Origin of the sequence: Chrysiogenes arsenatis DSM 11915 (assembly GCF_000469585.1) — a bacterium.
GTDB classification, from domain to species: domain Bacteria; phylum Chrysiogenota; class Chrysiogenetes; order Chrysiogenales; family Chrysiogenaceae; genus Chrysiogenes; species Chrysiogenes arsenatis.
On sequence record NZ_AWNK01000007.1, the window covers coordinates 348,725 to 362,108 of the forward strand.

A 13,384-nucleotide genomic window follows, 5' to 3' on the forward strand; every position below is an offset into this window, starting at 1 on the left:
TACGATGAAGAAACGATTCAGCGAAACCAGATAGATGTAACTTTGAAACCATGACCTAAGCCAATTTTTCTTATTTCGCCCTATCCTCCCGCTCTGTTTTTCATTTGATATAATATTGCAAATGCGCCCATTTTAGGCGCTTTTTTTGCATTTGCCATCACATCAATGAAATGTTATATTTCATTGGATGTGATGGCGAGCAGCTAACCAGACTCACAATAAGGACATTTTCATGAACTACCCACTTATTCGCAAACAACTCGAAAGTTATCTGAGATTCGAAACAGGTCACTCGCCACGCAGCGTCCATAAATATCTTTTAGAATTTGACCGGCTTATTCTTTACCTCAACGAGTACAGCGTCGCATTGGATCAGGTTGACCAAAGGGTGTTGCGGGGATATATGTCACAACGCGCTAACGAATTGAACCGTCTGACGTATGCTAATATCGTTGCGTTACTGAAAACTATTTTTAGTTATCTTGATTATGATGAGCTCGTGGTCGGCAACCCCGCGCAGCACCTCAAATCACCCAAAGGGATCAACAGACGGCAAATACCGGTATTTTTGACTGCCGAGCAGCAAGCGCTCTTGCGTAACTACTTAACAAGCCTGAAAAGAAATTTTACCAACGACCGTGATCACACGTTATTTGCGTTGTTCCTGTATACCGGCATGCGTACTTCCGAAGCATGCACCTTGCTGCGTAGCGCCTATCATCAACAACTTGGTGCGATTCAAATCACGCGCAAAGGGGGAAAAGAGCAAATCCTTCCTCTCGCACCGCAGCTTGAAGAGGCGCTTCAAACCTACTGGTTGCCGCACATGGCGGCGATCAACTCACCGTTTTTTCTTTCTCGTTTACAGGGGCAACAACTGACGCCGTATTTGATTTGGCAAAGAATTTCGACACATCTCAATAAGGCGGGTATTATTCTCCCCAAAAAACGGGGTGCACATGCTTTGCGTCATACTTTTGCTTCAAATCTCGTGCGCAAAGGGGTTAATCTTATTGAAATACAACAGTTGCTAGGTCATTCCGATATTTCCATTACGCAAATTTATACCCATACCACCGCCGAAGGGTTGCGCGACGCCATCAAAAAGCTGGATTAACTCCAGCGCATGTCAGTAAATCCGTGCACTTTCCACCACGCATTGGCTTGCGAAAAATGGCGGCAACCAAAAAAACCGCGGTACGATGAAAGTGGCGAGGGGTGAGGCGCTTTCAGCACGAGATGACCATCCGTATTGATGGCAGATATTTTTTGCTGAGCATACTTTCCCCAAGCGAAGATAACGAGATGCTCTTTTTGCTGGCACACGGCGCGCAAAATTCCATCGGTAATTTCTTCCCATCCTTGATTTTTGTGCGACAAAGGCTTGTTATGTTGAACGGTTAGAATGGTGTTTAGCAAGAGAATGCCTTGTTTTGACCAGTGACATAAGTTGCCATGCGGTGGTCGTTCAATATGCAAATCGTCAGCGAGTTCACGAAAAATATTATCCAAAGAGGGTGGAATTTTCTGGCCTTCTGGAACAGAAAATGCCAATCCGTGCGCTTGATGTGGCTGATGATACGGGTCTTGTCCAATAATAATTCCACGAATCGCAGACCACGGCGTCTCATGTAGTGCGGCAAAATAGGTATCCTGTGATGGGTAGATATGGTGCCCACTGTCTTTTTCATTTTGCAAAAAAATATCGAGTTTTTTTGATGTTGGCAGATGCAGCAATGGGTCAAGAATCTGGAGCCACTCATGTTGAAGTTCGCGTAAACCGTGTCGTAAATGCATTCGATCACTCCTTGGCTTGACATGTTCAGTTGCTCCTTTATTATGACTTGCAGTCATTGTGCAATAGGTTTTTCGCCGCACGCCGATGCGATCTTTTCCTGAAGGGTGCCAACATGAAACAGCTACAGGTATTATTTCTCGCGAGCGAAGTGGATCCTTTTGCAAAAACCGGTGGCCTTGCCGATGTTTGTGGGGCATTGCCAAAAGCACTCAGCGCACTAAAAGTTGATGTTAAGGTTGTCCTCCCTCTCTATGGGAGTATCGACCGAAAAAAATACGCTATTCAACTCGTTTCAAACCACTGTGTACATATGGGAAATTGCGAAGAATGGTTTTCACTCCATACAACATCGCGTGATGGTGTTGATTTCTACTTCATTGAGTTTGATAAGTTTTTTGGACGCCATGAGTTGTATAACACAAAACAGGGTGAGTTTAGCGATAACCCCTTTCGTTTTGCTTTCTTTGGAAAGGCTGCATTGCAAGTGGCGCGAGATATAGGTTTTAAGCCAGATATTATCCACTGTAACGACTGGCAAACAGGACTTGTGCCAGCTCATTTGGCCTTCGACAATGACCTATTCTTTGCCGACACACGCTGTATATTCACTATTCACAATATCGGCTATCAAGGAATTTTTCGGCCTCAGGTGTTAGCGTACGCCGGAATACCACTCCACCATTTTCATCAGGGAACCTATGAGTCTTTTGGTGCTATCAATTTTTTGAAAGGCGCCATTATTCTTTCGGATATTGTCACAACCGTCAGCCCAACGTATGCCCGCGAAATTTGTGGTCCTATCGGTTCTGCCGGAATGCATGACATTTTGCGCGCCAAAGGGGATCGGTTGATTGGCATTCTCAATGGCATCGATACCGCGCAATGGTCACCAGCCACCGACACCAGAATTCCGAAAAACTATACCGTTACTTCTTTAGCGGGCAAAGCCGTCAATAAAGCAGAATTGCAACGGCACTTTTTACTGCACGATGATCCCAATATCGCTGTTTTTGGCTTTGTGGGGCGCTTCGCGCAACAAAAAGGGATGGAACTCCTGCGTGATGCCGTAGAGCAGGCGGTCGTTAATATGGCGTGCCAAATTGTGATCGTTGGCTCTGGTGAAACTGAGTTTGAGCGGTTCTTTGGCGAGCTACCGCGTTTTCATCCCGGTAAGATCGGATCACATATTGGGTATAGCGAAGATTTGGCTCATTTAGTAGAGGCGGGAAGTGATTTCTTCTTAATGCCTTCGCTGTATGAGCCCTGCGGCTTGAACCAAATGTACAGTCTGGCATACGGCACCCTTCCCGTTGTCCGCGCCACCGGCGGGCTAGAAGATACGGTGGAAAACTACAATGAAGTTAATGGCACCGGAACCGGTTTTAAATTCAGCAATATCAGTGCTAGCGCGCTGTACAACACGATGGGCTGGGCGGTAAGTACGTTTTATGATCGCCCCGCGCATTATCGTGCAATGCAGCAACAAGCGATGGCACAGGATTTTGGTTGGAAACGCTCGGCCCAGTCGTATTACGATGTTTATCAATCGCTTATCGAAAAAAAGTCGTAACGCTATGCAAACACAAAATCAGACTCCCTTTGACGTGCATATTATCCCGCTCCTGAGTGATAACTACGGTTATCTCCTTGTTTGCAAACGCTCGCAGCAAGCGCTGATGATAGATCCAGCTGACGCCGATGCCATTTTACGAGCGCTACACGGTAAGCCGTGGCAACTGACCGCGCTGCTCTGCACCCACCATCACGCTGATCATATTGGCGGCATTGGCGACTTGCTGCACCAATTTGACCACCTTGCCGTGTATGCCTTCCGTGGCGATGAGACGCGCATCCCATATGGTAATTCTCTTCTGGACGATGGTGCTGACGTGAACGTCGGCGATATCTCCTTGCGGGCAATCCACACCCCTGGCCATACCTCGGGTTCGCTGTGTTACGCTGGTGCGGGTTGGGTTTTTACGGGCGATACACTTTTGGGCGCAGGATGTGGACGTTTGTTTGAAGAAAGCGCGGCGGTTCTGTTTGCTTCTTTGCAGAAGCTTTGCACTCAACTTTCGCCACAAACACGTATCGGCTTTGGACATGAATACACGGTGTCCAATTTGAGATTTGCGAGCCATGTTGAGCCAGAAAATTCAGCAATCCAAAAACGAATATTGGTAACCGAACAATCGCTCGCGCACGGGGAGTATTCAACCCCGTCAATATTGGCAGAAGAACTCACTACGAATCCATTTCTGCGCTGCCATGTGCCAGCACTGGCAGCACGCTATCCGGAAGCTAAATCGAATAGTGAAGTTTTTGCGGCGCTGCGTCATGAGAAAGACACGTTTCGTTAGCATTCGCTTTCGTGAATCCCAAAACGCTTTAACTTGCGATATAATGTTGATTTATCAATTCCCAACACTTGAGCCGCGCGGGTTTTATTTCCGTGAACCTGCCGTAACACTGTGCGCAACTCATCGGCATTCATATCCCGTGGGTTGCGGGAATAGGCGTTTGATTCCATTGGCGGGGTGCCCGCCGAAATGAGCTTCACTGGCTCACTTGCAGGATCATAGCTACGAATTTGGCGATAAGAAAGTGTTTGCTTTTCGTGATACCAGCCGCGCAAATCAGCTGCGGTAATCACTGGCCCAGATGACTCAATAAATATTCTCTCTAAAGTATTTGATAGCTCACGAACATTACCTGGCCATGTCCATGCGGTAAGAATCTGCATTGCTTCCGGAGTGATTTCTATCACCTGTTTGCCAAGCGAGCGATATTGCTCATTCAGGCGAGCGAGCAAGGTGCGAACCAATAACGGAATATCAACTGGACGTTCACGGAGCGGCGGAATGTGAATGCGAAAAACCGAAAGGCGGTAGAATAGATCGGCGCGAAAAGCATTGCGCGTGATTGCGTCTTCAAGTGGGATATTCGTTGCCGCAACTACCCGTACATCGGTGCGAATCGTACTTTCACCACCAACTCTTTCGACAATGCCATCTTCAAGTACACGGAGTAATTTTGCTTGCGCGTGCAACGGCATATCGCCAACTTCATCCAGAAAAAGTGTCCCCTTGTCAGCGCGTTCAAATTTTCCGCGATGCGTCCGAAAAGCTCCGGTAAAAGAACCACGTTCATGGCCGAACAGTTCGGACTCGATAAGCTGATCCGAGATAGCAGAACAGTTGAGCGCGACGAATTCCCCCTTAACGTGGCTTGCAGTATGAATGGCATTTGCTACCACTTCTTTTCCGGTACCCGTTTCGCCGGTTATAAGGATATTGGCACGCGTTTTCGCATACATATCTATTCGTCGAAAGATTTCAACCATCTGGGGGCTTTTGCCGATCAGCCCGTGGTAGTGAAAATGGGTGCGGCTATCCGCAATAAACCCCATTTTTGACACATCGTGTAAGCGAAGGGTAATGAATGGATGCTGGGTTGCCTGTGTTGAATCGTAATACCGTGCACTTACTAGCAACACGCGTGAGCCAATTTGAGCCAAGTGATTGTCAACCCATTTTTTATTGGACTCTACTTGTGCGCAAACCTGATGTAAATGATTGTATTCTTGGTGCGCTTGAAGGATAGAACCCGTTAAAAGAGGTGCTTCTGTTTCGAAAAGATTTTCAACCCATCCAGCGATAAGAAATATTTTATACACAGACCTTGGTAGAACCGTAACGACTATGTCAGGAATCGTATCAACTAAGGTGCTTAGTTGTTGATAAGCCGATTGAAAACTCTCTAGGTGGTTCACTACCGCTCCATGTCGTCATCATCGTCAAAAAGGTCATCGTCATCACTATCGTCAATGCTCAACGGGCTGAGTTCTACTTTATCAAACTGCTCTTGACATTGTTCGCAATACCAATGGTAAATGAGCCAAAGATCCCCGTCAATTTCCATGGCAGAAGTTTCCATTTCTTCAAGACTTCCTTCGGCTCCGCAATACGGGCAAAACAGTGGTTCAAGATTCATTTCAGAGTTCCCCTTATGTGGTGTGGAACGGCAGTGTGAAGTTCAACGAATAAAAGGTGAATTTGCGCTTTTTTGGTTTCTTTCACACGTTCCAATATGTTATGAAATTGACAAATTCCGCGCAGTTTACTACAGCAGTGCGAATTATGTAAGTTTTTTACGAGGGGGCTTTTATGCAAGCAGCACTCGCACTTGATGCGAAAACGCTCGGGCTTAGCAGTGTCGGTAAGGTGTTTCATAACCTAAGCTATGAGGAACTTTTCACTCACAAAACAACCAGAAACGAAGGTAGAGTATCCTCTAACGGAACTTTCATGGTCGACACAGGGAAATTTACTGGTCGCTCGCCTAAAGATAAGTATTTTGTTGCTCAAGAACCTTCCAAAAAGAACATCGCTTGGGGAAAAATTAACCAACCCGTTACAACGGAAATTTTTGACGAACTCTATGGCGAAGTTACAAAGTATCTTTCTGGAAAAGACCTGTACGTTACCGATGGCTTCTGTGGTGCCAATGAAAAAACTCGTAAAAGCGTTCGGTTTATTGCTGAATTTGCTTGGCAGTCACACTTTTGCAAAAATATGTTTATCCGTCCCACCGAAAGTGATCTCAAGTCATTTGCTCCACAGTTTACGATCTACAATGCGTGTGGCTTAACAAACCCGAAATTCAAAGAGCATGGGTTAAATTCTGACGTTTTTGTTATCTTTAATATCGAAAAAAATGTAGCAATCATAGGTGGTACTTGGTACGGCGGGGAGATGAAGAAAGGTATCTTCACCATGATGAACTACTGGCTTCCGCTGGAAGGTATCCTCTCTATGCACTGCTCCGCAAACGTTGGGAAGAGTGGCGATGTTTGCCTTTTCTTCGGCCTTTCAGGAACAGGAAAAACAACACTTTCCACTGACGCGTCGCGTAAGCTGATTGGTGATGATGAGCATGGCTGGGATGCCGATGGGATTTTCAACTTTGAAGGTGGCTGCTACGCCAAAACTATCAATCTTGATCCATCTTCAGAACCTGAAATTTATGCGGCGATTAAGCGCAATGCTCTTTTGGAAAATGTTGTAGCGAATGAAGATGGCATCATTGACTACAATGACAGCTCAAAGACCGAAAATACTCGTGTATCGTATCCCATAACGCATATTGATAACCATGAACCGACACTCAAAGCGGGGCATCCACAGAATATTATATTCTTAACCTGTGACGCCTTTGGTGTTCTCCCTCCTGTCTCGAAGCTCACTCGCGAGCAAGCCATGTACTACTTCCTGAGCGGATACACCGCTAAAGTTGCCGGCACTGAGCGTGGTGTTACTGAACCGCAAGCAACATTCTCAGCATGTTTCGGCGAAGCATTCCTGCCACTCCATCCTACCGCTTATGCAAAACTCCTTGGCGAAAAAATGGCCAAGCATAATGTGAACGCGTACCTTGTCAACACTGGCTGGACCGGCGGCGGATATGGCGTTGGCAAACGGATGAGCATTAAAGCAACTAGAGCGTGTATTAATGCTATCCTTGATGGCAGCATCAACCACACAAGCTTTGAGTCGATGGGAGTATTTGGCTTGCAAATGCCGACCAAGCTTGACGGAGTCGAAAGCGCTATTCTGAATCCTCGGAATGTGTGGAGCGATAAAGCAGCGTATGATGCAACCACTGCAAAACTTGGTGGAATGTTTATCGAAAACTTCAAAAAATACCTCACCAACGACAATGACTTCGATTTTACGGCTGCCGGACCTAAATTGTAAGCACTATTAAGACCCTTTCTGCCCTCGGCATTGCCGAGGGCTTTTTTATTTCCTGCATGATCCTTTGTTTTTGCACCACATTCGAAAACTGATTTGTTCAAAATACCCTTTCATATTCATTATTCTTCGCTGAACTGTATCAACGTAGCGAAATAAATCGCAAAATTCCCCTTTTTTTACTGGTCGAATCGGTGCGAGCTTCGTATACTTCCAAAACCGCATTTGCGAAAAATATCGACTCTATTTTGGAGGACACGTATGGCACAGCAGTATGTTTACTTTTTTGGTAATGGCACCGCGGAGGGTGATGCCACAAACAAGGCACTTCTCGGCGGGAAAGGTGCTGGCTTGGCTGAAATGACTCAGCTTGGAATACCGGTACCGCCCGGATTTACCGTAACAACCGAGGCCTGCGTGCACTATTCAAAGACCGGAAATTATCCAGAAAAGATGCAAGAACAAATGCAAGTTGCTCTGAGTAAACTTGAAACTTCGCTAGGGAAAAAACTAGGTGACATCGCGAACCCTCTCTTGGTATCGGTACGCTCAGGTGCGCGAGTTTCCATGCCGGGGATGATGGATACGGTATTGAATTTAGGGCTCAACTCAGAAACAGTTGTTGGGCTCGCAAAAGCTTCTGGCAACGAGCGGTTCGCGTACGATTCATACCGTCGTTTTATTCAGATGTTTGGCGATGTCGTACTTGGTGTGCCGCACCATAAGTTTGAACATTACCTATCGGCTATGAAAAAATCGAGAAATGTTGCTATCGATACCGATTTAGGTGCTGACGACTTCAAAGAATTAGTCGAACAGTTCTTGGCACTGGTGGCGAAAGAAACCGGAAAGCCGTTTCCACAAAATCCTGCGGATCAGTTGATGCTCGCCATTACGGCTGTCTTTGGTTCATGGGATAATCAAAGAGCCAAAACCTATCGCCGCATCAATAAAATTTCAGATGACTGGGGTACCGCTGTCAACGTTCAAGCCATGGTTTTTGGCAACATGGGTGACGATTCAGGAACTGGCGTTGCTTTCACCCGCGACCCTTCTACTGGCGAAAAAATCTTCTTTGGTGAATTTTTAATTAACGCTCAGGGGGAAGATGTTGTTGCGGGTATCCGTACGCCAGAACCAATCGCCCGCCTGAAAGATGTTATGCCCGTTGTTTTTGAACAACTTGAAGCCGTTTACCAGAAACTGGAAAAGCATTACCGCGACATTCAGGATATTGAATTCACCGTTGAACGCGGTAAACTCTTTATGTTGCAAACTCGTACCGGGAAACGAACCGCGAAAGCTGCCGTCAAAATTGCACATGACATGGTACTCGAAGGATTGATTGACAAAAAAACCGCCGTATTGCGCGTTCTGCCCGAGCAGCTTGACCAACTCCTGCACCCAATGATTGACCCGAAAGAAGTCTATACTTCTATCGCCAAAGGGCTGCCAGCGTCTCCCGGAGCCGCCGTTGGCAAAGTCGTTTTCAATGCCGAAGATGCTGAAGAGTGGGTAACCCGTGGTGAGAAAGTCATCCTTGTTCGCAACGAAACATCCCCTGACGATATCGGCGGTATGCACGTAGCGGAAGGTATTCTCACCGCAACGGGCGGTATGACGTCACACGCCGCAGTGGTCGCGCGCGGAATGGGCAAATGTTGCGTCGCGGGTTGTGGCGCGTTAGACATCAACGAGCGCGAGAAATTTTTCATTGCCGGTGGCGTTACGATTAAAGAAGGCGATTTTATCACGATCAATGGAACGACAGGCGAAGTCGTTGTAGGGAGCGTCACGTTGGTATCACCCGAATTTTCTGGTGAGTTTGCCATTCTGCTCGACTGGTCAGATGAGTTCCGCACACTTGGCGTTCGTGCAAATGCCGACACACCTGAAGATGCGCGCGTCGCCCGTGAATTTGGTGCCGAAGGGATTGGCCTGTGCCGCACGGAACATATGTTTTTTGATGGGGACCGCATTGATGCCGTACGCGAAATGATTCTTGCCAGCAATGAATCCGATCGCCGTAAAGCGCTTGCCAAAGTAAAGCCCTATCAGAAAGAGGACTTCCTTGGCCTGTTTCGGGAAATGGCCGGACTTCCGGTAACTATACGCCTACTAGACCCACCCCTTCATGAGTTCTTACCGCATACCGACGAGGATGTGCAAAAAGTAGCGCAAGCTTCAGGCTTACATTTTGACCAGCTCAAACGAAAAGTGAGCGAATTGCACGAGTTTAACCCAATGTTAGGGCATCGCGGTTGCCGCCTTGGCATCACTTATCCTGAAGTCTATGAAATGCAAGTCTACGCCATCATTGAAGCGGCCTGTGAGCTGAAAAAAGAAGGCATTGATGTGCAACCAGAAATCATGATTCCCCTGATCGGGCATGTGCGGGAACTTGAAATCCTGCGCGAAATGACCGTTCGCGTATGCGATGAAGTCATCAACCGTTCAGGCGTGACGCTGAAATACTTGGTTGGCACCATGATCGAACTTCCTCGCGCAGCCCTTACTGCGAATGAAGTCGCTACGCAAGCAGAATTTTTCTCTTTTGGCACAAATGACCTCACCCAAACAACCCTTGGCATAAGTCGTGATGACGCCGGACGTTTCTTGCCCGACTATGTGCATCAGGGAATCTACAAAGAAGACCCATTTGTCTCGATTGACGTTGCCGGAGTTGGCCAGTTAGTCGAAATGGGTGTGGTTCGTGGACGCTCGACACGCCCAGATTTGAAAACAGGCATCTGTGGCGAACACGGTGGCGATCCGGCATCAATCAATTTTTGCCATAAAATAGGGTTGAACTACGTGAGCTGTTCACCATATCGCGTACCTATTGCGCGACTTTCCGCCGCACATGCTGCGCTGAAATCATAAAAATTGCGAGAGGATGAAAAAAGAGTTGCCATGAACATGGAAACTCGGTATAGTCCCACCCGTTTGCGGAAGAGTGGCCGAGTGGCTTAAGGCGGCGGTCTTGAAAACCGTTGAGTGAAAGCTCCGTGGGTTCAAATCCTACCTCTTCCGCCATTTTTAAAATTTCTATGCTTTTATAAGTTCAACCCCTTGCAAAGCAAGGGGTTGAACTGTTTCTTGTGGTTCATTCAATTGCATTAAAAGCTAACTGGCATATGGCAACGTGAGTGAATGGGCAAGTAGAAATAAAATGAAGTTCCCTGCCCCTCTTTACTGGTGAACTCTATGGTTCCACCGTGGAGGAATACACATTTCTGCACGATAATTAGCCCCAGCCCTGTTCCCTTAATGCCTTCGGTATTGGAACAGCGGTAGAATGACTTGAACATGTTCTTTTGCTCCTCTTCCGGTATGCCAATACCTTCATCCCGAACACAGAAAACAACGTAATTATCATGTTGCTGTCTAATCTGTAGATGAACCGGTTTGTCGGAAGGCGAGTACTTTAGCGCATTGCTTAGCAGGTTAGTGAGAATGTAGCGCAGAAGTTTTTCGTCAGCATCCACATTGCGTGGTGCCTGATCGTCATCAAGAAGTATTATCCGGCCATCATGCGCCTGCCGCGCTTCAGTTAAGACAAGATGACATAGGTTAGCGAGATCAAGCGGTTGAGGGTTGAATGCTGTCTGGCCAGAATCTAAGCTACCCAAGATCAGCACGTCTTCTAATATAGCAACCATGCGCTTGACTCCCATGCGGATGGATAATAGGTGCTGCAAGCGCTGCTCCTCGCTAATGCGACCGAAGTAACGCTCTAGGATTTCGGCAGATCCCATGATCCCAGCAAGAGGGGTGCGGAATTCATGTGATACTGTCTGAATGAAAGTGCTTTTCATCTTGTTAATATTACGTTCTTCTTCTAGGTTGGCGCGTATGAGTGCCTCCGACTCTTTAAGCTCCGTGATGTCGCTAGCAATCTGAAGATGAACGATTCGTCCATCGCTCCAGTAAATGGAACGATCGCGCCTCTGGAACCACTGCTTAGTTGAGGGCACCTGATTTTCCCAGACTATGCTCTCTTGGCTGGGCAAGCCGTCCTTATCTCGCAGCAAATGATAGCGGCAGAAAGGACAAGGCCCTTGTTGGCCTTCCTGAAGATACATCCAACATTTCGCTCCAATAACGTTTCCATAAAGTTTCTTTGCGCGCTGGTTGATGTAAATAAGCTCATAAGTATCAATATCCGAAACATAAATAATCGCATCCATGCTGTCTAAAAGTACTTCAAAGTTACCATGTGAAGTCCTTAGAGCCTTATCGGTTCTTTCCTGCAAGGAAAGTTGCTGCATAGTATAGATTCCGAAACCACCGAGCACCACAGACAGAAGCATCAAGCTTACTATAGTAAATAGACGCTCTTGCCGCCACTTGGCCAAGTATTCCACCTCCTGTATAGTGGCACTTACCACCAAAGGCAGCTGCTCAACAGTGCGATAACTGATGTAGTAGTTCGTGTTACCCCCATCCGCAAACAACCATTGGAAGCTATCATAGGACTTCTGCTGTAAACGGTTGTCTAGGAAGATAGGATTCTGCTCCATAGCTACGCCATGAAGTTCTTCGCGAAAAGGATGGTATAGAAGAGCTTCACCATGAGGTTTGCGCCAGAGTGCCATCGTTCCAGAGCTACCAATATTCAGTAATTTGAAATGCTGCTGAAAAACTTGTGAATCGACGCCGACCATGACCACAAAGTTAAGTTGATCACCAGTGTACAGAGCGCGGCTGATGGGAATAAACCACTGACCATCAAGCTTATTTCTGAGCGGAGTGCCGATGTACAAGCCGTGTTGCGGATCTTTATGGACGGTAAAATATGTGCGATCAAGGGCATCAACATTAGGCCTGCTCTGATTTTGATCGCGCCATGAAAGGAGGTGCATTTGCCCTGTAGAAGAAATCACGGCAATTTGTCCGGCGTCAATTACTTTGTCCGGTCAGCGACAATTACCTTGGCCGCTTTTCTATGAGTAGATTAACGGCTTAGTTTCTGTTTTTTTCTATAACTTTCCCCCTCTATTTGTATGATCCATCCATGGTGAATGATGCGATCGACTGCCGCTACGGTCATTAAGCTATCTGGAAATATCTGATCCCATGCGCTGAATGGCTGGTTGCTGGTTATTATCAGGCTCCCACTCTCGTAACGGTGCGCAATAAATTCGAAGAGTACCTGTGTTTCTCCTTCTGTTTTTTTTACGTAGCCAATGTCGTCAATAATTATGACTCTATATTTATCCAGCTTGCTCATAAATCCAATAAGATCCAATGCGTTTTTCGCTGTCTGGAGTTGCTGAACGAGGCTCACGGCACTCAATGCCTTGACGCGTACCCCTTGGTCGATAAGGTGCAACCCTAACGCGTTTGCAATATGTGACTTGCCGACACCGGAAGGGCCAAAGAAGAGTATGTTATTGGCACCATCAACCCAGTCGGTGGACTGTTGTAATTGTCGTATGGTTTGCATAACCTCCCGTGGATAGTTTTCTAATGATAAATTTGTCAGATTTTTCGCATTATTGAGGCTGCTTTCGCGGCGCCAATTACTCACCCGCGTCTGGAAACGATTAGCAATTTCACGTTCGCACAGATGGCTAAGAAATTCGCTGTAGCTCCAACTATTCTCTAGTGCCTGATCCTGCAATGATGATAGGTGCTGTTTGAATCCGCTCAGACGCAACTCTTTGAGCATGCCGTCTATTAGTTGCATAGTTCGTGGTTCCTTCTGTCTTGCTGGTATGCGCCGGTAATAAATTGATCGTACGAATCCAGCGAGTGTTGCGACACTTCCATCTGTTGTGTTTCTGTCGGCAAATACTGCGAATGCAGCTGTTGTAGGCTTGGCAAAGTT

The 13,384-nt window shown here is 46.8% G+C and carries 10 protein-coding genes and 1 tRNA gene; 6 read left to right on the plus strand and 5 right to left on the minus strand.

All coding sequences use genetic code 11. The features are described from left to right. The first annotated feature begins 232 nt into the window (after nucleotides 1–232). Nucleotides 233–1,117, plus strand: a complete 885-nt coding sequence (locus P304_RS0107040) for a tyrosine-type recombinase/integrase (RefSeq protein WP_027389967.1) — start codon at nucleotides 233–235, stop codon at nucleotides 1,115–1,117. On the opposite strand, the gene ung is transcribed toward P304_RS0107040, so the two are convergent. Further along, a complete protein-coding gene (gene ung, locus P304_RS0107045) occupies nucleotides 1,114–1,797 on the minus strand; it encodes a uracil-DNA glycosylase (RefSeq protein WP_034764495.1) in 684 nt (227 codons plus the stop codon). The two genes, P304_RS0107040 and ung, sit on opposite strands and share 4 nt — an antisense overlap. A 113-nt stretch (nucleotides 1,798–1,910) precedes the next feature. Between ung and glgA the strand changes: the two genes are divergently transcribed. Together glgA and gloB are read left to right on the plus strand one after the other, a co-directional pair. Further along, nucleotides 1,911–3,368: a glycogen synthase GlgA gene (gene glgA / locus P304_RS0107050; RefSeq protein ID WP_027389969.1), complete on the plus strand. Its 1,458-nt coding sequence runs from the start codon at nucleotides 1,911–1,913 to the stop codon at nucleotides 3,366–3,368. A 4-nt stretch (nucleotides 3,369–3,372) separates the two neighbouring features. After that, entirely contained in the window at nucleotides 3,373–4,158 is a 786-nt protein-coding gene (gloB, locus tag P304_RS0107055; protein ID WP_034764646.1) for a hydroxyacylglutathione hydrolase, read from the plus strand. Here gloB and P304_RS14525 read toward each other — a convergent pair. Then, the gene (locus tag P304_RS14525; protein ID WP_051321498.1) at nucleotides 4,155–5,570 is read right to left on the minus strand and encodes a sigma-54 interaction domain-containing protein; all 1,416 of its coding nucleotides are present in this window, start codon (nucleotides 5,568–5,570) and stop codon (nucleotides 4,155–4,157) included. The two genes, gloB and P304_RS14525, sit on opposite strands and share 4 nt — an antisense overlap. Further along, on the minus strand, nucleotides 5,570–5,791 hold the full coding sequence (locus P304_RS0107065) for a hypothetical protein (protein WP_027389971.1): 222 nt from the start codon (nucleotides 5,789–5,791) through the stop codon (nucleotides 5,570–5,572). The genes P304_RS14525 and P304_RS0107065 overlap by 1 nt, the downstream gene beginning before the upstream one ends. A gap of 173 nt (nucleotides 5,792–5,964) precedes the next feature. On the opposite strand from P304_RS0107065, the gene pckA reads away from it, so the two are divergent. The 3 genes from pckA (at nucleotide 5,965) to P304_RS0107080 (ending at nucleotide 10,587) form a co-directional block, all read left to right on the plus strand. Then, nucleotides 5,965–7,554, plus strand: a complete 1,590-nt coding sequence (gene pckA / locus P304_RS0107070; RefSeq protein WP_027389972.1) for a phosphoenolpyruvate carboxykinase (ATP) — start codon at nucleotides 5,965–5,967, stop codon at nucleotides 7,552–7,554. A 258-nt stretch (nucleotides 7,555–7,812) separates the two neighbouring features. Further along, nucleotides 7,813–10,434 carry a pyruvate, phosphate dikinase gene (ppdK, locus tag P304_RS0107075; protein WP_027389973.1) on the plus strand — a complete coding sequence of 874 codons (2,622 nt, stop codon included), beginning with the start codon at nucleotides 7,813–7,815 and terminating at the stop codon, nucleotides 10,432–10,434. A 67-nt stretch (nucleotides 10,435–10,501) separates the two neighbouring features. Continuing rightward, nucleotides 10,502–10,587: transfer RNA gene (locus P304_RS0107080), tRNA-Ser, on the plus strand. A gap of 83 nt (nucleotides 10,588–10,670) precedes the next feature. Here the strand turns inward: P304_RS0107080 and P304_RS16160 are convergent. Both P304_RS16160 and istB read right to left on the minus strand, forming a co-directional pair. Continuing rightward, nucleotides 10,671–12,437: an ATP-binding protein gene (locus P304_RS16160; RefSeq protein WP_152514501.1), complete on the minus strand. Its 1,767-nt coding sequence runs from the start codon at nucleotides 12,435–12,437 to the stop codon at nucleotides 10,671–10,673. Between the two features lie 71 nt (nucleotides 12,438–12,508). Then, on the minus strand, nucleotides 12,509–13,243 hold the full coding sequence (gene istB / locus P304_RS0107090; RefSeq protein ID WP_027389239.1) for an IS21-like element helper ATPase IstB: 735 nt from the start codon (nucleotides 13,241–13,243) through the stop codon (nucleotides 12,509–12,511). Nucleotides 13,244–13,384 lie beyond the last annotated feature (141 nt).